Source organism: Micromonospora sp. NPDC005161, from assembly GCF_053599855.1.
This window is the reverse complement of record NZ_JBSFYQ010000003.1, coordinates 19,355-39,437: the sequence shown is the minus strand read 5'-3', so window position 1 is coordinate 39,437 and position 20,083 is coordinate 19,355. Positions and strand designations below refer to the sequence as shown.

21 protein-coding genes are annotated in these 20,083 nt (G+C 70.9%); 10 read left to right on the top strand and 11 right to left on the bottom strand.

Features of this window, described 5'->3' with window-relative positions; translation table 11 throughout:
• Positions 1-42: 42 nt before the first annotated feature.
• Complete coding sequence (locus tag ACWD5O_RS03990) at positions 43-498, top strand: septum formation initiator (protein ID WP_450084516.1); 456 nt, start codon at positions 43-45, stop codon at positions 496-498.
• On the opposite strand, the gene ACWD5O_RS03985 is transcribed toward ACWD5O_RS03990, so the two are convergent.
• From ACWD5O_RS03985 to ACWD5O_RS03975, 3 genes are all read right to left on the bottom strand, one after another.
• The gene (locus ACWD5O_RS03985) at positions 495-1,568 is read right to left on the bottom strand and encodes a hypothetical protein (protein ID WP_450084515.1); all 1,074 of its coding nucleotides are present in this window, start codon (positions 1,566-1,568) and stop codon (positions 495-497) included. The genes ACWD5O_RS03990 and ACWD5O_RS03985 overlap by 4 nt on opposite strands.
• Positions 1,565-1,912, bottom strand: coding sequence for a PadR family transcriptional regulator (locus ACWD5O_RS03980; RefSeq protein WP_354966097.1), 348 nt, complete (start codon positions 1,910-1,912; stop codon positions 1,565-1,567). The genes ACWD5O_RS03985 and ACWD5O_RS03980 overlap by 4 nt, the downstream gene beginning before the upstream one ends.
• 100 nt (positions 1,913-2,012) lie before the next feature.
• Complete coding sequence (locus tag ACWD5O_RS03975) at positions 2,013-5,948, bottom strand: ThuA domain-containing protein (RefSeq protein WP_450084514.1); 3,936 nt, start codon at positions 5,946-5,948, stop codon at positions 2,013-2,015.
• A 325-nt stretch (positions 5,949-6,273) separates the two neighbouring features.
• Between ACWD5O_RS03975 and ACWD5O_RS03970 the strand changes: the two genes are divergently transcribed.
• Positions 6,274-6,657 (top strand): MmcQ/YjbR family DNA-binding protein, encoded by a 384-nt coding sequence (locus ACWD5O_RS03970; protein WP_354966099.1) that lies wholly within the window; start codon positions 6,274-6,276, stop codon positions 6,655-6,657.
• 28 nt (positions 6,658-6,685) lie between these two features.
• Here the strand turns inward: ACWD5O_RS03970 and ACWD5O_RS03965 are convergent, their stop codons facing one another.
• Entirely contained in the window at positions 6,686-7,393 is a 708-nt protein-coding gene (locus ACWD5O_RS03965; protein ID WP_450084513.1) for a hypothetical protein, read from the bottom strand.
• The gene (locus tag ACWD5O_RS03960; RefSeq protein ID WP_354966101.1) at positions 7,386-7,886 is read right to left on the bottom strand and encodes a SigE family RNA polymerase sigma factor; all 501 of its coding nucleotides are present in this window, start codon (positions 7,884-7,886) and stop codon (positions 7,386-7,388) included. Before ACWD5O_RS03960 ends, ACWD5O_RS03965 begins: the two co-directional genes overlap by 8 nt.
• Positions 7,887-8,067: 181 nt before the next feature.
• On the opposite strand from ACWD5O_RS03960, the gene ACWD5O_RS03955 reads away from it, so the two are divergent.
• Complete coding sequence (locus ACWD5O_RS03955) at positions 8,068-11,292, top strand: S8 family peptidase (protein WP_450084512.1); 3,225 nt, start codon at positions 8,068-8,070, stop codon at positions 11,290-11,292.
• An 85-nt stretch (positions 11,293-11,377) separates the two neighbouring features.
• Here the strand turns inward: ACWD5O_RS03955 and ACWD5O_RS03950 are convergent, their stop codons facing one another.
• Together ACWD5O_RS03950 and ACWD5O_RS03945 are read right to left on the bottom strand one after the other, a co-directional pair.
• Complete coding sequence (locus ACWD5O_RS03950; RefSeq protein ID WP_450084511.1) at positions 11,378-11,929, bottom strand: YciI family protein; 552 nt, start codon at positions 11,927-11,929, stop codon at positions 11,378-11,380.
• A gap of 111 nt (positions 11,930-12,040) precedes the next feature.
• A complete protein-coding gene (locus tag ACWD5O_RS03945) occupies positions 12,041-12,631 on the bottom strand; it encodes a TetR/AcrR family transcriptional regulator (RefSeq protein ID WP_450084510.1) in 591 nt (196 codons plus the stop codon).
• 125 nt (positions 12,632-12,756) lie between these two features.
• Between ACWD5O_RS03945 and ACWD5O_RS03940 the strand changes: the two genes are divergently transcribed.
• Positions 12,757-13,776: an aldo/keto reductase gene (locus ACWD5O_RS03940; RefSeq protein WP_450084509.1), complete on the top strand. Its 1,020-nt coding sequence runs from the start codon at positions 12,757-12,759 to the stop codon at positions 13,774-13,776.
• Positions 13,777-13,823: 47 nt separating this feature from the next.
• On the opposite strand, the gene ACWD5O_RS03935 is transcribed toward ACWD5O_RS03940, so the two are convergent.
• On the bottom strand, positions 13,824-14,222 hold the full coding sequence (locus ACWD5O_RS03935; RefSeq protein WP_450084508.1) for a DUF2267 domain-containing protein: 399 nt from the start codon (positions 14,220-14,222) through the stop codon (positions 13,824-13,826).
• A gap of 209 nt (positions 14,223-14,431) precedes the next feature.
• On the opposite strand from ACWD5O_RS03935, the gene ACWD5O_RS03930 reads away from it, so the two are divergent.
• Positions 14,432-14,590, top strand: coding sequence for a hypothetical protein (locus ACWD5O_RS03930; RefSeq protein ID WP_450084507.1), 159 nt, complete (start codon positions 14,432-14,434; stop codon positions 14,588-14,590).
• Between the two features lie 104 nt (positions 14,591-14,694).
• Here the strand turns inward: ACWD5O_RS03930 and ACWD5O_RS03925 are convergent, their stop codons facing one another.
• Together ACWD5O_RS03925 and ACWD5O_RS03920 are read right to left on the bottom strand one after the other, a co-directional pair.
• On the bottom strand, positions 14,695-14,922 hold the full coding sequence (locus ACWD5O_RS03925; protein ID WP_450084506.1) for a MarR family winged helix-turn-helix transcriptional regulator: 228 nt from the start codon (positions 14,920-14,922) through the stop codon (positions 14,695-14,697).
• Positions 14,922-15,095: a hypothetical protein gene (locus tag ACWD5O_RS03920; RefSeq protein WP_450084505.1), complete on the bottom strand. Its 174-nt coding sequence runs from the start codon at positions 15,093-15,095 to the stop codon at positions 14,922-14,924. The genes ACWD5O_RS03925 and ACWD5O_RS03920 overlap by 1 nt, the downstream gene beginning before the upstream one ends.
• Before the next feature lie 100 nt (positions 15,096-15,195).
• Between ACWD5O_RS03920 and ACWD5O_RS03915 the strand changes: the two genes are divergently transcribed.
• Complete coding sequence (locus ACWD5O_RS03915) at positions 15,196-15,756, top strand: NADPH-dependent FMN reductase (protein ID WP_354966106.1); 561 nt, start codon at positions 15,196-15,198, stop codon at positions 15,754-15,756.
• 56 nt (positions 15,757-15,812) lie between these two features.
• Positions 15,813-16,583 (top strand): SDR family NAD(P)-dependent oxidoreductase, encoded by a 771-nt coding sequence (locus tag ACWD5O_RS03910; protein ID WP_450084504.1) that lies wholly within the window; start codon positions 15,813-15,815, stop codon positions 16,581-16,583.
• A 72-nt stretch (positions 16,584-16,655) separates the two neighbouring features.
• Here ACWD5O_RS03910 and ACWD5O_RS03905 read toward each other — a convergent pair whose 3' ends face one another.
• A complete protein-coding gene (locus ACWD5O_RS03905) occupies positions 16,656-17,147 on the bottom strand; it encodes a MarR family winged helix-turn-helix transcriptional regulator (protein WP_354966108.1) in 492 nt (163 codons plus the stop codon).
• 105 nt (positions 17,148-17,252) lie between these two features.
• On the opposite strand from ACWD5O_RS03905, the gene ACWD5O_RS03900 reads away from it, so the two are divergent.
• The 3 genes from ACWD5O_RS03900 to ACWD5O_RS03890 are packed head-to-tail and all read left to right on the top strand — an operon-like array spanning position 17,253 to position 20,082.
• Positions 17,253-18,302, top strand: coding sequence for an LLM class flavin-dependent oxidoreductase (locus ACWD5O_RS03900; RefSeq protein WP_450084503.1), 1,050 nt, complete (start codon positions 17,253-17,255; stop codon positions 18,300-18,302).
• Positions 18,295-19,326, top strand: a complete 1,032-nt coding sequence (locus ACWD5O_RS03895) for an LLM class flavin-dependent oxidoreductase (RefSeq protein ID WP_450084502.1) — start codon at positions 18,295-18,297, stop codon at positions 19,324-19,326. The genes ACWD5O_RS03900 and ACWD5O_RS03895 overlap by 8 nt, the downstream gene beginning before the upstream one ends.
• A 39-nt stretch (positions 19,327-19,365) precedes the next feature.
• On the top strand, positions 19,366-20,082 hold the full coding sequence (locus tag ACWD5O_RS03890) for an NADPH-dependent F420 reductase (protein WP_450084501.1): 717 nt from the start codon (positions 19,366-19,368) through the stop codon (positions 20,080-20,082).
• The last annotated feature ends 1 nt before the right edge of the window (position 20,083 follow it).

The window sequence follows — 20,083 nt, the reverse complement described above, 5'->3', positions numbered from 1 at the left end:
CGGATATGCCGGCGACAACGATGGATCGGGGATAGTCGGGGGATGGGCCGTCGTCCGATCCTCGTCGCCACCGGGTGGGTGGCCACCGCCGCCGTGGCCACCCTGATCGGGTTGGGCGCGATCCGGCTGGTGGGCGAGAGCATCACCGGCACCCCGGGCGGGATACGCAGCGAGGCGGACATCGAACGCGCGCTCGCCTCGCCGGAGCCGGCGCCCGCCGGCACGACGGGCGCCTCACCGTCCACGGCGAGCGCGGCGCCGACCGCGAGCTCCGGGGTCCGTCGGGGTTTCGCCACCGCGGGCGGCACGGCCGTGGCCGAGTGCGGCGCCGACGGGGTACGCCTCGTCTCCTGGGCTCCTGCCCAGGGCTACCGGGTCCGCGACGTGGATCGGGGGCCGGACGACGACGTCGAGGTAAAGTTCGAGGGGTCGGCCGGCGAGTACGAGCTGAAGGTGCGCTGCATCGGCTCGGAGCCGGTGGCCGTCGCCGACGACTAGCCCGCTGGCCGCTCACGATCCGCGGCCCTACCGATGGCGACCATGCGCAGCGTCTCCTCCCGGCGACGGACGAGCAGTGCACCGGCCAGGAACGTCACCGGTGGGACGAGAACCAGCATCGCCCACTGCACGGGCACCAGGGCGATGGTGTGTCCCATGTGCATCGTGGAGGTGGCCCAGCCGGCGAGGGCACTGTCGATCACGAGGGCGAGCGCGGCCACCGGCAGGAGCATGACGACGATCCGCCGACGTACCCCGGGGTCGAGCGTGGCCAGCGCGACCAGCATGGCCAGCGCGGCGGCCACCAGACCGGCGACGTAGAGCCAGAGGACCAGCTCACTGCTGGCCTCAAGGCCGTAGAAGATTTGGTAACTGACCCCGCCGTCAGGGTCGAACCCGGGCCTGTTCACCCGGTTGACCTCCAGCAGCGCGACCGCCGCGGCCGGCGCGAGCAGCAGCGCCAACAACCGGCGTACGCCCAGCAGCGCGAGCAGCCGGTGCCGCGGAGCCAGCACGGTGAGTGCGACGGCCGCCACCACGGCGAGCGCGAACTGCGGCAGGGTGTCCACCACGTACGTCAGGTTGTCGCTGGCCTGCGGTGCGACCAGCGCGCCCCAGCCGATCACGCCGGCCCAGGCCAGACCGGCGGCCACCCAGCGCCACCCGGCCAGAGCGGCCGCGCAGACGACCGCCCAGCCGGCCACGCGCAGCCAGTCGACGAGGTCGGGGCCTCCCGGCCCGAATCCCGGCGGCAGACCCGGGTTCCGGACGAGCTGGTCAAGCAGCGACTTCCCGGCGAGGGCGAGCAGAAGGAGCCCGCCCAGCAGGCCGGTCACCGCCGCCGCGTCCGCCCAGGTCGACTCGGTGAACCCTCGTGCGTTCACCCGCAGCCGGGCCCGCAGCCCGGCACCGACCAGATTCAGCACGTCACCGGCGACGGGTCGCCGCTGGCCCGGCCGCGCGCCGGCGACGAGCACGGCCAGCATCTCGTCCTCGTACGCCCGGCGGTGCTCCCACGGGTAGACGGCCAGCAGCCGCCGGTAGCGGCGCTCCAGGTCGTCGCTGCTCACGCCGCACCCCCGTCGGTCAGCAGGCCGCCGCGGCGCAGCCGTACGCGAGCCGCGTCGGCGTTGTGCCGCAGGCGGGCCGCCTCCTCGGCGAGTCGACGCGCGCCGAGGGCGGTGAGTCGGTAGTAGCGGCGCAACCGCGACTGCACCACCTCCTCGCGCTCGACCTCGATGAGGCCGTCGGCGCGGAGCCGGTCGAGAACGGCGTAGAGGGTGCCCGCGCGAAGGCGCACCCGGCCGTCGGAGATGCGCAGCACGTCCTCGATGACGGCATAGCCGTGCCTGGGTGCCTCGGCCAACGCGGTGAGCACCAGGAACGTCGGCTCCCGAAGTGGACTCTCGGTCATACCGAAAAGCATATACCGATAGCCGGCATATGCAATGGAAGTCCAACACGGACGTGGCCAGCACGGGTTTCCCCGTGCCGGCCACGTCATCGGTGATGGTTCAGCTCGCGTACGCCTCCAGCTCCCAGAGCGAGTGGCCCCACGGCGTGCCCCGGGCGGTGCCGTAGATCCGCAGGTAGCGACCGTTGGCGCCGAGCGCGGTGTGCTCGTCCACACCGCCGTCGGCGCCGGTCACCGTCTTCACGGTGGTCCAGGTGGTGCCGTCGTTCGAGGTCTGGATGACGTACGCGCTGCTGTACGCCGCCTCCCAGCTCAGCTTCACCCGGCCGATCGCGGTCGGGCTGCCGAGGTCGACCCGGATCCACTGCGGGTCGGAGAACGCGCTCGACCACCGGGTGGTGAGGCTGCCGTCCACCGCCTGGGCGCCGGACACGTCGGCCCCCTCGTTGCTGGACGTCAGAGTCGGCTTGTTCAACAGCAGGTTGGGGCCGGGGCCGGTCGGGCCGCCGGTGCCGCCGTACACCTCGAACTCGAACAGCGAGTAGCCCCAGGCGGTGCCCCGGGTGGTGCCGGTGAGCCGGATGTACCGGCCGGAGCCGGTGAGCCCGGTCAGGTCGTCCACCCCGCCGTCACCGCCGGTCACCGTCCGGATCGTGGTGAAGTTGACCCCGTCCGGTGAGGTCTGGATCTGGTATCCACTGCCGTACGCCGCCTCCCAGGTCAGCTTGACCCGGTTGATGCTGTAGCTCGCGCCCAGGTCGACGTCGATCCACTGCGGGTCGCTGAACGCGCTGCCCCAACGGGTGCCGAGCGCCCCGTCGAACGCGTTGGCCGCGACGTAGGCGCCCTCGAAACTGGATGCCCGCGCCGGCTTGCCCCGGGCCAGGTTGGCGCCCGGCTCGGGGTCCGGGTCGGGTCCGGGACCGCCGGGGCTGGTGGAGAGGGTGAACTCGTCGACGTCGTACATCCCGCCGCCGCCCTTGAACACCAGGAACAGGGTGCGCGTACCGGTCGGGGCGGTGACCCCGCCGGTGAACGAGGCGAACGTGCCGTGCCCGCCGGTGGGTGTCACGGTGGTCGAGCCGACCAGCGGCCCGGTGGGCGAGTCGACCCGTAGCTCCAGCGTGCCGCCGGCACCGGCCGGGGCTCCTGCCCGGACGCTGAACGACTGGACGCCGGTCAGGTTGTACGGGCGGAACGAGATCCAGTCGTTGTTGTCGATGTACCCGACCGCGGCGCCACCGTGGGCCGCACCCGGCGCGACGACCTGGACGCCGGACGAGTCACCGAAGTGCTCGGCCTGCCGTACCCGTGGCTGCAGGACCGCCTGGGTGTGCGTGGTCAGCGGCGGCTGGCCGCCCCCGCCCAGGTCGGTGTACTCGGCGTCGATGATGCCGAAGATGTTCGCCGCGGTGTCGTGCTCGCCGTCGGCCGAGGTCTGGATGACCCCGGTGCAGCCCTGCACACTGCTGAGCTGGTGGCCGTGCGAGTCGTGACCGAGGACGTAGTTCACCTTCACCCGGGCGCAGTCGATCGCACCGTCCTGCGCGTCGGTGACGGTGACGGTGAACGGCACGGCGTCCCCGAAGGCGAACGTCCGCCCGTTCAACGGGGTGTTCACGGTGACCACCGGCGCGCTGTTGCCGACCGTGATGACCACGCTCGCGGTGGCCGCCTTGCCGGTGGTGTCCCGGACCGTCAACGTCGGGCTGCGGGTCCCGTTCGTGGTGTACGTGAAGCTCGGGTTCGCCGCGGTCGAATCGGTGGTGCCGTTGTTGTCGAAGTCCCAGGCGTAGGTGAACGGGTCACCCTCCGGGTCGAGGGTGCCGGCCGAGGAGAAGGCAACGGTCAACGGCGCCGTACCGCTGGTCGGGGTGGCCGAGACCACCGGACGTGGCGCCCTGCCCGTGCGGGCGTACTCGATCCGGTAGAGCGCCGAGTTGGCGTCGCCGTTGAACCAGCCGGTGCCGTAGTCGAGCACGTAGAGCGCGCCGTCCGGGCCGAACTCCATGTCCATGACCTGGGTGCCGGTCCACGGGAACGGATTGATCTTCAACGGTTGGCCGGCCGGGTCGAGCTTGATGTTCTTGATCCAGCGACGGCCGAACTCACCGGCGAAGTAGGTCCCGTCGTAGTACGCCGGGAACGCCACGTCGGAGGGGTTGTTCGGGTTGTACCGGTATACCGGGCCGCCCATCGGGGACAGCCCGCCCCCGGTGAACTCCGGCGGGGAGCCGGAGCCGCCGTAGGGCAGCCACGCCGGGACCGCCGGCGGCAGCTGGGTGACGCCGGTGTTGTTGGGCGAGTTGTTCACCGGCCCGCCCGCGCAGTCGAACTTCGGCCCGGACGGGCCGGACGGGAAGGTGTAGTCGTTGTAGGCGTCGTTCCGGGCGGTGCAGTACGGCCAGCCGTAGAACCCGGGCCGGTCGATCCGGGCGAACTCCACGTTGCCCGCCGGCCCTCGGTTCGGGTCGGCGGTGCCCGCGTCCGGACCGTAGTCACCGAGGTAGACGATGCCGGTGGCCCTGTCCACGCTCATCCGGAACGGGTTGCGGAAGCCCATCGCGTAGATCTCCGGACGGGTCCGTGCGGTGCCCGGGGCGAACATGTTGCCGGCCGGGATGGTGTACCCGCCCGCCGCGCCGGGCTTGATCCGGAGGACCTTGCCGCGCAGGTCGTTGCTGTTCGCCGAGGTGCGTTGAGCGTCGAAGGCCGGGTTACGGCCGGCCCGCTCGTCGATCGGGGTGAACCCGGCCGAGTCGAACGGGTTGGTGTCGTCGCCGGTGGACAGGTACAGGTTGCCGGCCGCGTCGAAGTCCATGTCACCGCCGACGTGACAGCACATGCCCCGGCTCGTCGGCACGTTCAGGATCAGCGTCTCGCTTGCCAGGTTGAGGGTGTTGTCCGCGTTGACCGTGAACCGGGACAGCCGGTTGACGCCGTCCCAGCGGGCGAAGTCGGCCGGGGTGCCGGTGGCCGGTGCGCCGCCACCGGGGGTGTCCAGTGGTGGCGCGTAGTACGCGTACACCCAGCGGTTGGTGGCGAAGTTCGGGTCGGCCTTGATGCCCTGCAGGCCCTCCTCGTCCCCGGTGTAGACCGGCAGGGTGGCGGCGACCTTGGTGTTGCCCGCCGCGTCGGTGTGCCGGATCACGCCGTTGCGCGAGGTGTGCAGCACACCCCGGTCGGGCAGGACGGTCAGGCTCATCGGCTCGCCGGTCTCGGCCGCGCCCTTGGCCAGCTCCACCTGCTGGAAGCTGCTGGTGACGGTGGCGCCGCAGTCCGCGCCGACCGTCCCGGACGCCGTCATGATGCCGCCGAGCAGGTGCTGACGGAAGTTCGCGTCGGTGTACGACGCGTCGGTGTGGCCGAGGCCGGTGTACCAGGACCGCCCTCCGGAGTAGTTCTGGCACCAGGAGATCGGGTGGTCGGGGCCCATGCTCCCGCCGCTGTAGGTGCTCTCGTCCAGGGTCGCCAGCACGTGCACGTTGCCGCGTGGGTTGGCGCGGTAGTTGTACAGCTCGTCGAACCGGCTCCACCGCTGCGGCAGCGTCGCGGTGGACGGGTGCACCTGGTCGGCGACCTTGACGGTGGCGGTCTGCTCGGCCGGGTGCGAGGCGAAGTACGCCCCGACCAGCCCGCCGTACCAGGGCCAGTCGTACTCGGTGTCGGAGGCGGCGTGCAGACCCACGTACCCACCGCCGCCCTGGATGTAGCGCTCGAACGCGGCTTGCTGGGCGGCGTTGAGCACATCGCCGGTGGTGGACAGCCAGATCACCGCGGCGAACCGGTCCAGGTTGGCGTCGGTGAACTGGGCCGCGTCCTCGGTGGTCTCGACGGTGAACCCGTTGGCGGCGCCGAGCTGCTGGATGGCGGTGATGCCCGGGGTGATGGAGCCGTGCCGGAATCCGGCGGTCTTGGTGAACACCAGCACGGTGAACGGTGCGGCGCTGGCCACGGGTGGCACGGCCGCGATGCCGCCCACGACGAGGATCGCGCTCAGCACGGCGCCGAGCCACGATCTCAGGGATCTGCGCACGGTAGGTCCTTTCCCGGTGCGGGGGGCGTGCGCCGATCACGCCTGGGTGGTGGGCAGGGTGGTGCCGAGCCTGGTTGCGGTCGCCGGAGGTGCCGTTCGCCGCCACGAGCGCGACACATGTAAATGCATCGTTGCGGCTGGGTCGCGGGCGCGTCAAGCACTCTCCCACCATTCGTGAGAGCGTTATCTCCGCAGGTCAACCGCGACTCCAGCAGGCGAGATCAGATTACGGTTTTTCATCCGGGCGTCCGCCCGGACCCAGATCCTCGGGCTGGCGGCGCGTAGCCTGGGCGGATGGCGATTCTGCGCTTCGCGAGGGGTCTCGGTGGCTGACGCGGACGATGTTCGCCGTCTGGCGCTGGCCCTGCCGCAGGCGGTCGAGATCGACAGCGAGGGCTTCGACTTCCGCGTGGGTGGCAGGGGTTTCGTCTGGTCCTACCCGGAGCGCAGTCCGGGCAAGCCGCGCCAGATCCGAACCGATGTCGCGGTGGTGTTCGTCGGCGACGAGGCCGAGAAGCAGGCTCTGCTGCTCGGGGAGCCCGACCTCTTCTTCACCACGCCCGGCTACGACGGCCTGCCACTGGTGATGCTGCGCCTGGCGGAGGTGGGCGTCGATCGCCTGACGGAGCTCGTGACCGACGCGTGGCGGATGCGTGCGCCGCAGGCGCTCCTCGACGACCTCGGGGAAGGAAGCCTTCGCCTGGGCTGATCCGTCCGCCCCGGCGAGGGCGGCGGACTCAGTCGCGAGGGTTGCCCCGGTCCTCGAACTCGTACGTCGTGGTCAGGGCCTCCGGCAGATCGGGGACCAGGGCGTTGGTGCCGTCGACGACCTGGACGTAACGCTTGCCCTGGAAGATCGAGTAACTGCCGTCGGCGACCTGCTCGATCGTGAAGAGCTGCGTCTGCGCGGTCGTGTCACACACCCGACCGCGGACGCTTCCCGGCACGGCGTCGTGCACCACGGTCATGCAGACCCGGCTGGCGCCGCTTGCCGCGGCCAGCATGATCCGGAATCTGTTTCCTTCGGGGCGCAGGACCCAGAGCGCGCGGTCGTCGATGCCCTGCTCGGTGCTGGCCCGCACCCGGTCGTCGTCACGGCCGATCGCCAGCGCCGCCCGACCGATGCCGGGCACCACGATGAGAACCTGCCGCCGGCCGCCGAGGATCTCCTGCGGTCCGGCCGGGGCGGTCACGGACGGGACGACCGACGGCGAGACCGTGGCCGTGGCCGCAGGCCCGACAGCCCGATCCGGCGTCTGGTCCCGTGCCGGCAGGAGGGCGGCGCCAGCGGCCACGACCAGCACGGCCAGTCCCGCCCCGTAGACGGCCGCGCGGCGCCGCCGGCGCTGCTCGCCACGGCGGCGCAGCGTCCCCGCTGCGGGCAGCGTCGTGACTCGTCGGACCGCGTCCGCGATAGCCGTCAGGTCGTGGTGCGGATCAGTCATGGGAGGTTTCCTCCTGCCGAGCCTCGTTCAGCATCCCGGCCATGGCCCGCCGGCCACGGGCGAGGTACGTCTTGACGGTCCCGACGGGCGCCTGCATCTCGGCTGCCACCTCGGCGACGCTGAGATCGTTCAGGTGGTGCAGCACGACGGCGCGACGCTGGTTGGCGGTCAGCCGTTGCAGCGCCTGCAGCAGGGCGACGTGGTCCTCGTTGAGTCCGGGCACGCTCTGGTCGACGGCGGCCCGGCGGTGTGCGCGCAACCGGTTGAACGTCTTGCGCCAACTGCTCACCGCGATTCGGGAGGCGACCCGGCGGACCCACGCCTCCGGGCTGTCCGCCTCGCGGACGGTCGACCAGCGCTGCCACGCCCGGGTGAAGGCCTCGGCGACGGCGTCCTCCGCCTCGCTGCGGTTGCCGGTGAGGGCATAGACGTGACCCACGATCCGGCCGGCGCAGGCCGCGTAGAGGGCGTCGAACTCCTCGGCGTCACGCATCTGACCTGCGCTCTCCGACGTCTCGTCCCGTGGTCACCGGCGCATGTAACCGGGAGGGGCACCCGGGCGCGCCCGCGCGGTGGGTGATTGTGGCGACCGTCACACCCCTGAAGATCAACCCGCCGGCCGTGCCAGGCGTCATCGTGCCGTCCCGGGAGACGCCCGTGGCGGAGAGGACGATGTGCGACGACGGCAACGACGCGCCCTGACAGCCGGAGTGCTCGCGACCGCGCTGGCAGCGGCGGGCCTCACGGCTTCCCCGGCCGACGCGCAGGAGAAGCCTGCGGCAACGGTCTCCGGACCGCGCGGCACCTTCACTTTGATCACCGGGGACCGGGTGTCGCTGGACGCGGACGGCCACCCGCGGATCGAGCGGGGACCGGGACGGGCCGACATGCGGTTCGTGAGCAGCCGAGAGGGTGGCCACCAGTACGTCATCCCGGTCGACGCGGTGCCGATGCTGCGTGACGGGCGGCTCGACCGGCGGCTGTTCGACCTCACCGCGCTCGGCGACTTCGGCTACGACGACCGGAGGGCCGAGCTTCCGCTGCTGGTCACGTACCCGGAGAACATGGCGACGCGGGCGCGGTCCGCCGCCGGAGCCGCGCGGGTGCGGGCCGACCTGCCCGCCGCCAACGCGCTGGCCGTGCGGGCGGGCCTGGACGACCGGGTCGAGCTGTGGTCGTCACTCACCCGCGGCACGTCGTCGGCGCGCGCGCTCGCCGCCGGGATCACCCACGTCTGGCTGGACGGCAAGCGCCACGTCTCCCTCGATCGCAGCGTGCCGCAGATCGGCGCCCCGACGGCCTGGCAGGCGGGCTTCGACGGCGACGGCGTGACGGTCGGGGTGCTGGACACCGGCATCGACGCCAACCACCCCGACTTCGCCGGGCAGATCGCCGCGATCCACGACTTCACCGGCGGCAACGACCCCGGCGACACGGTCGGCCATGGCACCCACGTGGCGTCGACGATCGCCGGCAGCGGCGCCGCGTCCGGCGGCAGGTACCGGGGCGTGGCACCCGGCGCGAAGCTGGTCGTCGGCAAGGTCTGCGCCACCACGGAGTGCCAAGACTCGGACATCATCGCCGGCATGCAGTGGGCGGCCCAGCAGGCCCGGGTGGTCAACCTGAGCCTCGGTGACACGGACACGCCGGCTCTCGATCCGCTGGAGACCGCGGTCCAGGACCTCAGCCAGCGGTACGGCACCCTCTTCGTGGTCGCCGCCGGGAACGAGGGCAAGCCGAAGTCGGTCTCGACGCCGGCCTCCGCTGACGACGCCCTCGCCGTCGCCGCGGTCGACGCCGACGACCAGCGGGCCTACTTCTCGAGCCGGGGCCCCCGCGTCGGCGACAACCACATCAAGCCCGAGATCAGCGCGCCCGGCGTCGACATCGTGGCGGCCGCCCCCGGTGGCGGTTACGCCCCCATGTCGGGCACGTCGATGGCGACGCCGCACGTGGCGGGCTCGGCCGCCATCCTGGCCGGGCAGCACCCGGACTGGTCCGGCTCCCAGCTCAAGGCCGCTCTGATGGGCTCGGTCAAGCCGTCCGGCGACGACAGCTTCTACGAGCAGGGCGCGGGCCGGGTGGACATCGGGCGTGCCGTCGCCCAGCCGGTCGCCGCCGAGATCGCCGCGATCGACTTCCCGGTCCAGCGCTGGCCCCACGCCGACGACACCCCGGTCTCCCAGGTTGTCGGCTACCGCAACGCGGGCACGGCTCCGGTCACCCTGTCGTTGACCGTCGGCCCGGCCCCCGCCGGCATGATCACTGTCAGCCCGGCCACCCTGATCGTGCCGGCCGGCGGCCACGCCGAGGCGACGATCACCGTGGACACCCGGGTGGACGCTCCCGACGGCGTGTACCAGGGCGCGCTGACCGCGACCGGCGCCGGGGACCTGCGGGTGCGCACGCCGTTCGCGCTCAACCGGGAGATCGAGAGCTACGACGTCCGGCTCGACCACACCGGGCGCGACGGCAGACCGGCCACCGAGTACGACACCGTGGCGGCGAACCTGAGCACCGGTGAGTTCACCACCCTCTCCGGGCAACCCGGCGGTGGCACGATGCGGCTGCCCAAGGGCCGCTACGCGCTGTACAGCACGATCCACGAGGGCGACGTGTCGACGCTGCTCGTGCAGCCGGTCCTCGACGTACGGGGCCCGGTCACCGAGGCGCTCGACGCCCGCACCGCCCGGCCGGTCTCGCTGACCGTGCCCCAGCGGGACGCCGCAGCGCTCTCGATCAACGTGAGCGCGAACTGGAACGACAACTTCCGCTACCCGGGCGTCCAGCTCAGCGGGACGTCGTTCGCGGACGTCTTCTTCGGCCGGATCGGGCCCGCCGTCGCGGCCCCCGAGTTCGCGGTCACACTGGGCGTCGGGCTCGGCCGCCCGGGCCGGGACGGGACGTTCCGGAACAGCCCCTACACGTACGACCTCGCGTACGTGAGCAAGGGCGACATGTTCACGGGCCTGACCAGGAAGCTCTCCCCGAAGAACCTCGCCACCCTCAAGACGACCTACCGCAGCCAGTCCAGCATCGCGACCGCGACCCGCTTCCACCGTGCGGCGTCCCCCGGGGGCCCGGGCCCGATCGGTTCGAGCACCTCGTTCGACCTGCCGTTCCACGCCACCGAGTACTACAACACCGACGGCGGCCTCGTCTGGACGTCCACGTTCCTGGAGGGCGACAACCTCACCACGCAGGAATCCACCTTCCAGGCGGGCAAGATCTACCACCAGACCTGGAACGCGGCGCCCTTCGGGCCCACCGTGGCGCAGCCGCCGGCCTGGTCGCCGCTCGGCTACGTGGGCCGTGACGGGGACACCATCTCGGTCGCGTCGCCGCCGCTGTTCGGCGACGCGACCGGCCGCCCCGCCAGCCGTGACGACCTGCCGGTCCATTACCGGTTGTCCAGGAACGGCAAGGAGATCGCCACCGCTGACGGCTCGTACGCGGACTTCCCGGTGCCCGCCGACAAGGCCACCTACCGCCTGGAGGCGACCGTCACCCGCGGCGCTCCGGACACCCTGTCGACGTCGGTCTCGATGGCCTGGACCTTCACCTCGGCGCACACGTCGAAGCCGGAGCCGCTGCCTCTGACGACGGCCCGGCCGACGCCCGCGTTGGACGACACCAACACGGCCCGGGCGGGCCGGGCGATGACCATCCCCGTGGCACTGGACCGGCATCCCGGGTCGGCGGCCGCGCCCAACCGGACGCTCGGCGTCTCCGCGTCGTTCGACGATGGCCGGACGTGGGTGGCGTTGCCGGTCCACCACGGCGCCGCCCTGATCAAGCATCCGCGCCGGCCCGGCTTCGTGTCGCTGCGCATGACGGCTACCGACACCGCCGGCAACACGGTGACGCAGACGATCGAGCGCGCCTACCGGATCGCCTGAGCCAGGCCCCGGTCCGGGGTGGGCGGCGGCGTTTCGCCGTCCACCCCGGACCGGATCACCGAGGCAGCCCACAGCCGCCCTCGGGTCACGACGGCCGCCCGCCGAACGCCCACCTGTGCACCTCGATGTCGGCGTACCGGTCTGGGGTCAGGACGGCGCGCGCCGCGTCCGGGTCCGAAGCCTGGACCAGCGCGGCCGTACCCAGCCAGGTGGTGCCGTCGTCAGACAGCAGCGGCCCGTACGCGATCAGTCCGTCCCGGTCCGACGGCACGGCGAGGTCGGCGGCCTGCCCCGCGCCGAAGCCGAGCAGCAGGTAACGGCCACCACCCCTGCGCCCTTCGGGGAAGTCCCACATGGTGCGCCCCAGCGTGTTGCGCCAGCGGCGCAACAGCACGTCCCGGTACACACCGCTCTGGTAGTTGGGCTCGTCGAAGGCGAACTCCCGAGCGGCGCCGGGATCGGGCAGGTCGACGATGTGCAGGCTGCCGGTGGGCGTGTCACCGTCATCGGCGAAAGTCGGGCCGCGAGCGATCATCTCCGCCGCGTACCGGTCCATGTAGGACCAGTGCTCTTCGAGCAGCTCGCCGCGCAGCGCCAGAGAGCCACGCCGGTCCCGGTGGTAGCAGAGGAACTCCATGCCCCCAAGTCTTGACCTCCACGTCCCGGGCGGACGCAGGTGGGTACCACGGCGGCACGGGCGATCTGCGTCGGAGCGGTTCCGATGCGGCCACGACCGGCAGAGCCGTGACTATCCCCGGCGGAGCAGTCCCGCGATGAGCAGCTCGACCAGGCGCCGGGCGTCGTAGCTGGGGTCGCTGTCGGCGCCGATGCAGAGGTTGCCGACCCCGCGCATCAGTTCGTACGCGTCCATGCCGGGGCGTATCTCGCCGGCCTCTGCGGCAGCGCCGAGCAGTTGGTTGCACACGGGCACGAGGCGGTCGAGGAAGTAGGCGTGCAGCGTGTCGAAGCCGGCGTTGTCCGGCTGCAGCACGCCGGCGAGTCCGCGCTTGGTGACCAGGAAGTCAACGAAGAGGTCGATCCATCGCCCGAGGGCGGCGTGTGGAGTCGCACTGCTGGCGAGCAGAGCCGGACCGGCCTCGGCGCAGGCGTCGACCTGGTGCCGGTAGACGGCGATGATCAGGTCAGCGCGCGTCGGGAAGTGCCGGTAGATCGTGCCCGTCCCGACGCCGGCCCTGGCCGCGATGTCTCGTACCGGCGCTTCCACGCCTGCGGTCACGAAGACCGCGGCGGCCGCGTCGAGCAGGGCCTTCTCGTTGCGTACGGCATCGGCCCGCCTGCGCGCGGATGCTCCCGCCACAATCCCGTCGCCCTGAGTCACCGCGCTGTTCCCTCCATCACCGGCCTTGGCAAACGGAACAATGTTCCGTATGGTTCTAGCGGAACGAGGTTCCGTTTGCTCATGATGCCAGAGCAGAGGACCGACAACCAGTGGAGGAACACGTCATGCAGTACCGCACCTTGGGCCGTACCGGTGTGCAGGTCAGTTCTCTCGCTCTCGGAGCGATGAACTTCGGCAGGATCGGCCAGACGCCCCAGGGCGAGGCCACCGCCATCGTCGACGCCGCCCTCGAAGCCGGGATCAACCTGATCGACACCGCCGACATGTATGGCCAGGGCGAGTCGGAGGAGATGGTCGGCAAGGCCGTCGCCGGTCGCCGCGACGACATCGTGCTGGCCACGAAGGCGGGCATGCCCATGGGCGACGAGCGCAACCGGCAGGGCAGCTCGCGCCGCTGGTTGGTCACCGAGTTGGACAACAGCCTGCGCCGTCTGGGCGTCGACCACGTCGATCTCTACCAGATCCACCGGTGGGACCCGAGGACCAGCGACGAGGAGACGCTCTCGGCCTTGACCGACCTCCAGCGTGCCGGAAAGATCCGCTACTTCGGCTCCTCGACCTTTCCCGCGTACCGCATTGTGCAGGCCGAGTGGGCCGCCCGGGAGAACCACCTCAGCCGGTACGTCACCGAACAGCCCGGCTACTCGATCCTGCAGCGCGGAATCGAGACCCACGTCCTGCCCGTGACCGAGCAGTACGGGCTCGGCGTGCTGGCGTGGAGCCCGCTCGCCTCCGGCTGGCTGTCGGGCGCGATCCGCGAGGGTCAGGAGATCGCCACCAACCGCTCCGCGTTCATGCCGCAGCGTTTCGACACCACCATCCCTGCCAACCGCGCCAAGCTCGACGCCGTCGAGCGGTTGGCCACGGTCGCCGATGAGGCCGGCCTGACGATGATCCAGCTCGCACTCGGGTTCGTCACCGCGCACCCCGCCGTCACCAGCGCGATCATCGGCCCCCGCACCATGGACCACCTGCGCTCTCAGCTCGCCGCGGCGGACACCGTGCTCACCGCTGACGTGCTCGACGCGATCGACGCGATCGTCCCGCCCGGCGTCGACCTTGCCGCGCACGAGAAGTTCGACACCCCGCCCGCCCTGCTCGACCCGTCATTGCGGCGCCGCTGATCGCTCCCGTGACAGTCGGCCGTGCACGATCCCGCTGGCCGCGACCGTCAGGCCTGCCGGCGGACGAACGGCGCGGTCTGGTCGGCGACGTCTCCGTACTCCGCCGGCAGCTGGGTGACCACCTGTTCGTAACCGGTGGGATCGAGGGCGTCCCGGAGGACGTCGAAGACCGCCGTCACGCCATCCTTCGCCGCGTCCATGTCGACGTCCGCGCGGCCGCTGACCCGGTCGACGAAGACGTCGAGGCCGAACCGTTCCGCGGTCTCGCTGCCGCCGAAGGCGTACGCCCGCAGCCCTGCGGGAAGCTGGCCGGCCAGGTCGCGCGCCTCCCCGCCATCGATCCGTTCGCCCAGGGTGGTCAACGTGGCCTGCGTGACGGCGGTCGCCTGCTCCGACGACATCCCGGATCGCGTCGCCACCAGGGTGAGGAACTCGTTGTCGTTCACCGTCCGACCTTCCTCTCGCCGTTGGAGCAGTCGAGTTCCCAGGCTCCATGTCGACAAACGAGGTCACGCGTCGACGCGAATCGTGATCCCGCGCCCTCGTCAACGGTCCGGACGGGGGCGGCGGGCGCGGTTTGCGTCGGTTGCGCCCGGGAAGCCAGCGGTCAAACAGGTGCGGGGCGCACCTGTGCCGTGGTTGAGGGGAGAGCGACATGGCGGACCGCGACAAGCTCCACGACCTGCGCCAACAGGCCCACAATGCGGGCATCGAGGGCAACTCGAAGATGACCGAGGACCAGCTCCGGCAGGCGCTACGCAAGGTCGGCAAGGGCGCCGAGCCGCAGATGGCCAAGCGGCAAGCCAAGAGCTGACTGTCGCGGCGGCGCCAGCACCTGGTTATGGTGCTGGCGCCGCCGCACGCCTGGCCCCGGTGGCGCTGACCACGTTCCTGGCCCTCCCCATCCTCGACGGGGAATCAGGTGGCCACGTTAAGCAGGGGCCAGGCCTGTTGCAGGCGGGTGAGGCCGGCGTCAGTGAGGACGGCATTCCAGCCGCGCCCGTCCTCTTCGCATCTGGCCCGCTGAAGGAGGCCCTGGCTCTCCAACCGGTGCACGACGCGACTCATGCCACTGAGCGACATTTCGCAGGCGGCGGCGGGGTCGCTCATCCGCAGCCGCCGGTGGGACGCCTCGGAGAGGTGCATCAGGGCCAGGTAGTCAATGAGGGAAGCCGCTGCTCGCGGACCAGATCGGCGTCGATGGCGCGAGGCAGGGCGTACATGATCCGATTGAGGACCCGAATGGCGGCCTCTTCATCCGGATTGAGCGGTTGGACCTGGTCCGAGCCCCTTGTCGGGTTCGATGTGATGGTGACCATGCCACGCACCGTACTTGCTTGACGAAGCAAGCTTTTGCCGTATGGTTGCTTCGCCAAGCAAGGACACCGCTCGGGTGCCCCGCACGAGGAGGAACCGCACATGACCAGGATTGGCATCATCATCGGCAGCACCCGGCCGGGACGAAACGGCGCGGCCGTCGGGCAGTGGGTGTACGACGTCGCCAGGCAGCGCACGGACGTCGAGTACGAGCTCGTGGACCTGCTCGACTACAAGCTGCCGCACCTCGACGAGGTGTACCCGCCGGCGATGGGCCAGTACCAGCAACCGCACACGCTGGAGTGGGCCCGAAAGATCGCGTCGTTCGACGGCTTCGTGATGGTGACGCCGGAGTACAACCACTCGACGTCCGGCGCGCTGAAGAACGCGATCGACTTCCTCTACAGCGAGTGGAACAACAAGGCCGTCGGGTTCGTCAGCTACGGCTCGGTGGGCGGCGCGCGGGCGGTGGAGCACCTGCGGCTGATCTCCGCTGAGTTGCAGCTGGCCGACGTGCGGTCCCAGGTGGCGCTCTCGCTCTTCACCGACTTCGAGAACTTCAGCGTCTTCAAGCCCAACGACTTCCAGCGGGACGCGCTGAACGCCACCCTCGACCAGGTCGTGGCCTGGAGCCAGGCCCTCGCTCCCCTGCGCGCCGCGTAGGGCTCGGCCGGACCGATCAACGCCACCCCCCGGAAAGAGTGGAAGGAAACTGCGCGATGCGTGGGCTCAAGGACAAGGTCGCCCTCGTCGCCGGTGCGGCGCCGGGCAATATCGGCGGCGCGACGGCGATCCGCCTCGCCGAGGAAGGCATGCTGGTCGTCGCGGCGGATCTGAACCAGGCCGCCGCCCAGACCGTGGTCGACGACATCACCGCCGCCGGCGGAACAGCCGTGGCGCGAGGCTTCGACATCACGAACGAGGAGTCCTACCGGGACGTCATCACCTTCACCGTCGACCGGTTCGGTAGCCTGCACGGCCTGTTCAACGTGGCCGCGGATCTGTCGCCACGAAACCTCGGCCGGGACACCGACGTCACCTCGGTACCGGTCGACGTCTGGCAGCACACCATCGACGTCACCCTCACCGGCTACATGTACGGCATCCGGCACGCCCTGCCGATCATGATGAGGAACGGCGGCGGCTCGATCGTCAACACCATGTCGAGCGCGGTGTGGCTGGGCGAGCCCGAACGCGTCGCCTACCAGGCGGCCAAGAGCGGACTGATCGGCCTCACCCGGCACACCGCGAGCCTCGGCGGCAAGCACGGCGTCCGTACCAACCTTCTGTCGCCGGGCGTGGTTCTCACCGGCGCCGCGCTCGAGTCCACCACCGAGGAGTTCCGCGCGCAGATGCTCGCGACGGTACGTTCGCCGCGGCTGGGTCGGCCGGAGGACCTCGCCGCCATGGTGGCGTTCCTCTTCTCCGACGACGGCGCCTACGTCAACGGCCAGTCACTGCTCGTCGACGGCGGTGCCAGCTTCACCTGATCCGCACCGGGCGTGCGCTCGCACGCGGGGCCAGCTACCGGCGTGGGCCGGCGAGCTTTCGCGGACGCCGACTCATTCCTCGTCGCGCGGGTCGAGATTCGCGCGAAGCGCCTCCGCGATCTCGCCCGCCGCGACGAGTTGCTCCGGCGTGAGAGCGTCGACGAAGAGCTCGCGAATGGCGCGCAGGTGCGGAACGGTGGACCCCTGGAACGCCTCGGCGCCGGCCGGCGTGAGCAGCACCTCCGCCCCTCGGGGGACGGTGGGGCACGCCTGGCGGCGGATGAGTCCGCGCCGCTCCATGCGCCCGAGGTGGTGGGAGAGTCGGCTCCGCTCCCAACCGATGTGTGTCGCGAGTTCGGACGAGCGCATCTGACGGTCCTGCGCCTCGCTCAGGGCGAGCAGCACGGCGTAGTCCGCCGGCGAGAGCGCGGACTCGATCTGGAGGCGGGACGCGAGCTGCGCCTTGAGTTCTCCGGTCGTCTCGATGAAATCCCGCCAGACCCGTAGTTCCTCCGCGGTCGGCAGTTGGCGTCCTCTCCGCCGCTCGGGTGTGGCCCTTGTCATCCGATTCTCCTTGGTTGACGCGTCAATCGGCACGTTAGCATCATTGACGTGTCAACCGCTAAGGCCCCTTTCCGGGGTGTCGGCGGGACCGCCTGAGGAGGAGACATGACGGCTGAAGGCTTCGAACTGGGCCTCAACTCGTTCGGGGAGGTGGCCACCGATGGCGACCGGGTCCTGAGCGACGCCGAGACCGTGCGGCTGCTCGTCGACGAGGCGCGGCTCGCGGAGTCGGTCGGGCTCGACGTGTTCAGCCTGGGTGAGCACTACCGGGAGGGACACAACGACTCAGCCACCCCCGTGCTGCTCGCGGCAATCGCCACGGCGACGCATCGGATCCGCCTCGGCACCTCGGTCACGGTGCTCAGCACGAACGACCCAGTGCGGCTCTACCACGAGTTCTCCACCCTCGACGCGGTGTCCAACGGCAGGGCCCAGCTTGTTCTCGGGCGCGCGTCAGCGACCGAGTCGTTTCCCCTGTTCGGCTACGACCTGGCGGACTACGAGCGGTTGTTCGAGGAGAAGCTCGACCTCTTCGTACGGCTCCAGCGCGACGAACCCGTCACCTGGTCCGGCACCGTGCGCAGCCCGCTGACCGCACAGCGGCTGCATCCGCGGATGCGGGCAGGCGGCATCCCGACCTGGATCGGCGTCGGCGGGAGCCCGAATTCGGTGGTCCGCGCCGCCCGCTACGGGCTTCCGCTCATGCTCGCGATCATCGGCGGGCGTCCCCAGCGGTTCGCCGGCCACGTCGACCTCTACCTCCGGGCGCTCAAACAGGCCGGGCATACTGTGCGGCCGATCGGGCAACACTCGCTCGGCCTCGTCGCGGACACCGACGAGGAGGCGGTGGAGACGTGGTGGCGGTACTGGCAGCCGGTCGTGGCGGCGCTCGCCGAGGAGCGCGGCTTCTACAAGCCGGACCGCGCGCGCTACGAGGCCGAAATCGACCACGGAGCGCTGTTCGTCGGGTCGCCGGAGACCGTCGCGCGCAAGATCGCCACGGTGGCCCGCGATCTGCGGCTGAGCCGCTTCGACCTCAAATACGACATCATGCACCTGCCCCGCGAGGCACGCGCGCGCACCATCGAGCTGCTGGGCAGCGAGGTCGCGCCGCGGGTCCGGGAGCTGCTGGCGAAGGAGCCCACCCATGTCTGACCTCGAGTTCGGCCTCGACACCTTCGGCGACGTACCGCAGGACGACTCAGGCAAGCCGATCTCTCACGCGGCGGCCATCCGACAGGTCGTCGACGAGGCGGTGCTGGCCGACCAACTCGGCGTCGACGTCATCGCCCTCGGCGAGCACCACCGGCCCGAATATTCGGTCTCGACGCCGGAGACCGTGCTGGCCGGTATCGCCACCCGCACGTCGCGGATCCGGCTCGCCTCCGGCGTGACCGTGCTGAGTTCGGACGACCCGGTCCGGGTGTTCCAGCGCTTCGCGACGGTCGACGCGCTGTCGCACGGCCGGGCCGAGGTCATCCTCGGCCGTGGCTCGTTCACCGAGTCGTTCCCCCTGTTCGGCTACGACCTGCGCGACTACGACGTGCTGTTCGAGGAGAAGATCGAACTGTTCGTGAAGCTGCTGGACGAGCAGCCGGTCACCTGGAGCGGCACGATGCGGGCTCCGCTGGAGAACGCGGACGTCTTTCCCAAGACAGAGTCGGGGCGCCTCACCACCTGGGTGGGCGTCGGTGGATCGCCGCAGTCGGTCGTGCGTACCGCCCGGTACGGCCTCCCGCTCATGCTCGCCATCATCGGCGGGGCTCCCGACCGCTTCGCGCCCTACATCGACCTCTACCGGCGGGCCGCCGAGCAGCTCGGCACGACCGCGCACCCGGTCGGGATGCACTCCCCCGGCTTCATCGCCGACACCGACGAGGAGGCGAAGGAGCTGTACTGGCCGCACTACCGGATCATGCGGGACCGGATCGGCAGGCTGCGGGGCTGGCCGCCGATCCGTCGCCAGGAGTTCGACGCCGAGGTGGAGCACGGTTCCCTCTACATCGGCTCACCGGAGACCGTGGCCCGCCGCATCGCTGGGGCGATCCGCAGCGTCGGTGTCGGCCGCTTCGACCTCATCTACACGGCGGGAGCGCAGCCGGTCAGTGCCCGGATGCGCGCCGTGGAGCTGTACGGCAGCAAGGTGATCCCCCTGGTCCGCGACATCCTGGCCAGCTGACCCGTCCCACCACCCGCATCGGCTCCCCGGAAGGAAGACATGAACGGCAACGGCCGGAACAGGCCACTGACCCTCGCCGTCCTCGGCGCCGGCAAGGTGGGCACCGTGCTCGCCCGGCTCGCCCTCGCCGCCGGCTACCGGGTGCTCGTCGCCGGCTCCGGCGACCGGGAGAAGATCGCCCTCACCGTCGAGGTGCTCACGCCCGGAGCGGTCGCCACCACCGCGGCCGACGCCGCGGCCGGCGCTGACATCGTGATCCTCGCCCTTCCGCTGGGCAAGTACCGCAGCGTCCCCGCCGAGGCACTGCGCGGCAAGCTCGTCGTCGACGCCATGAACTACTGGTGGGAGATCGACGGCATCCGCGACGACCTAACCAACCCGCGCACCTCGTCGAGCGAGACCGTCCAGGAGTTCCTGTCCGGCTCCCGGGTCGTCAAGGCCTTCAACCACATGGGTTACCACGATCTTGAGGACGAGGCGCGGTCCGCCGAAGCAGCCGGCCGCAAGGCCATCGCGATCGCTGGCGACGACTCCGCCGATCTCGCGGTGGTCGCGTCCCTTGTCGACGCGCTCGGCTTCGATCCGGTCGTCGCCGGTCCCCTCGCCGAGGGCGTACGGCTCGAACCGGGCAGCGAGTTGTTCGGCGCCAACGTCACTGCCGACGAGGTACGGGCCATGCTCGACCGCTTTCCCGGATCCGAACGTGGACGGACCATTGCCGCTGCGCGATCCGCGCCGTCGCCGGATGCGGCGTAGC

Coding starts and splice junctions, on each gene's coding strand:
- ACWD5O_RS03925 (WP_450084506.1), bottom strand. CDS start 14,922: ATGCACCTCTCCGAGGCGTCCCACCGGCGGCTGCGGATGAGCGACCCC.
- ACWD5O_RS03920 (WP_450084505.1), bottom strand. CDS start 15,095: ATGGTCACCATCACATCGAACCCGACAAGGGGCTCGGACCAGGTCCAA.
- ACWD5O_RS03905 (WP_354966108.1), bottom strand. CDS start 17,147: ATGACAAGGGCCACACCCGAGCGGCGGAGAGGACGCCAACTGCCGACC.
- ACWD5O_RS03980 (WP_354966097.1), bottom strand. CDS start 1,912: ATGACCGAGAGTCCACTTCGGGAGCCGACGTTCCTGGTGCTCACCGCG.
- ACWD5O_RS03965 (WP_450084513.1), bottom strand. CDS start 7,393: ATGACTGATCCGCACCACGACCTGACGGCTATCGCGGACGCGGTCCGA.
- ACWD5O_RS03940 (WP_450084509.1), top strand. CDS start 12,757: ATGCAGTACCGCACCTTGGGCCGTACCGGTGTGCAGGTCAGTTCTCTC.
- ACWD5O_RS03900 (WP_450084503.1), top strand. CDS start 17,253: ATGACGGCTGAAGGCTTCGAACTGGGCCTCAACTCGTTCGGGGAGGTG.
- ACWD5O_RS03930 (WP_450084507.1), top strand. CDS start 14,432: ATGGCGGACCGCGACAAGCTCCACGACCTGCGCCAACAGGCCCACAAT.
- ACWD5O_RS03960 (WP_354966101.1), bottom strand. CDS start 7,886: ATGCGTGACGCCGAGGAGTTCGACGCCCTCTACGCGGCCTGCGCCGGC.
- ACWD5O_RS03910 (WP_450084504.1), top strand. CDS start 15,813: ATGCGTGGGCTCAAGGACAAGGTCGCCCTCGTCGCCGGTGCGGCGCCG.
- ACWD5O_RS03895 (WP_450084502.1), top strand. CDS start 18,295: ATGTCTGACCTCGAGTTCGGCCTCGACACCTTCGGCGACGTACCGCAG.
- ACWD5O_RS03990 (WP_450084516.1), top strand. CDS start 43: ATGGGCCGTCGTCCGATCCTCGTCGCCACCGGGTGGGTGGCCACCGCC.
- ACWD5O_RS03890 (WP_450084501.1), top strand. CDS start 19,366: ATGAACGGCAACGGCCGGAACAGGCCACTGACCCTCGCCGTCCTCGGC.
- ACWD5O_RS03950 (WP_450084511.1), bottom strand. CDS start 11,929: ATGGAGTTCCTCTGCTACCACCGGGACCGGCGTGGCTCTCTGGCGCTG.
- ACWD5O_RS03915 (WP_354966106.1), top strand. CDS start 15,196: ATGACCAGGATTGGCATCATCATCGGCAGCACCCGGCCGGGACGAAAC.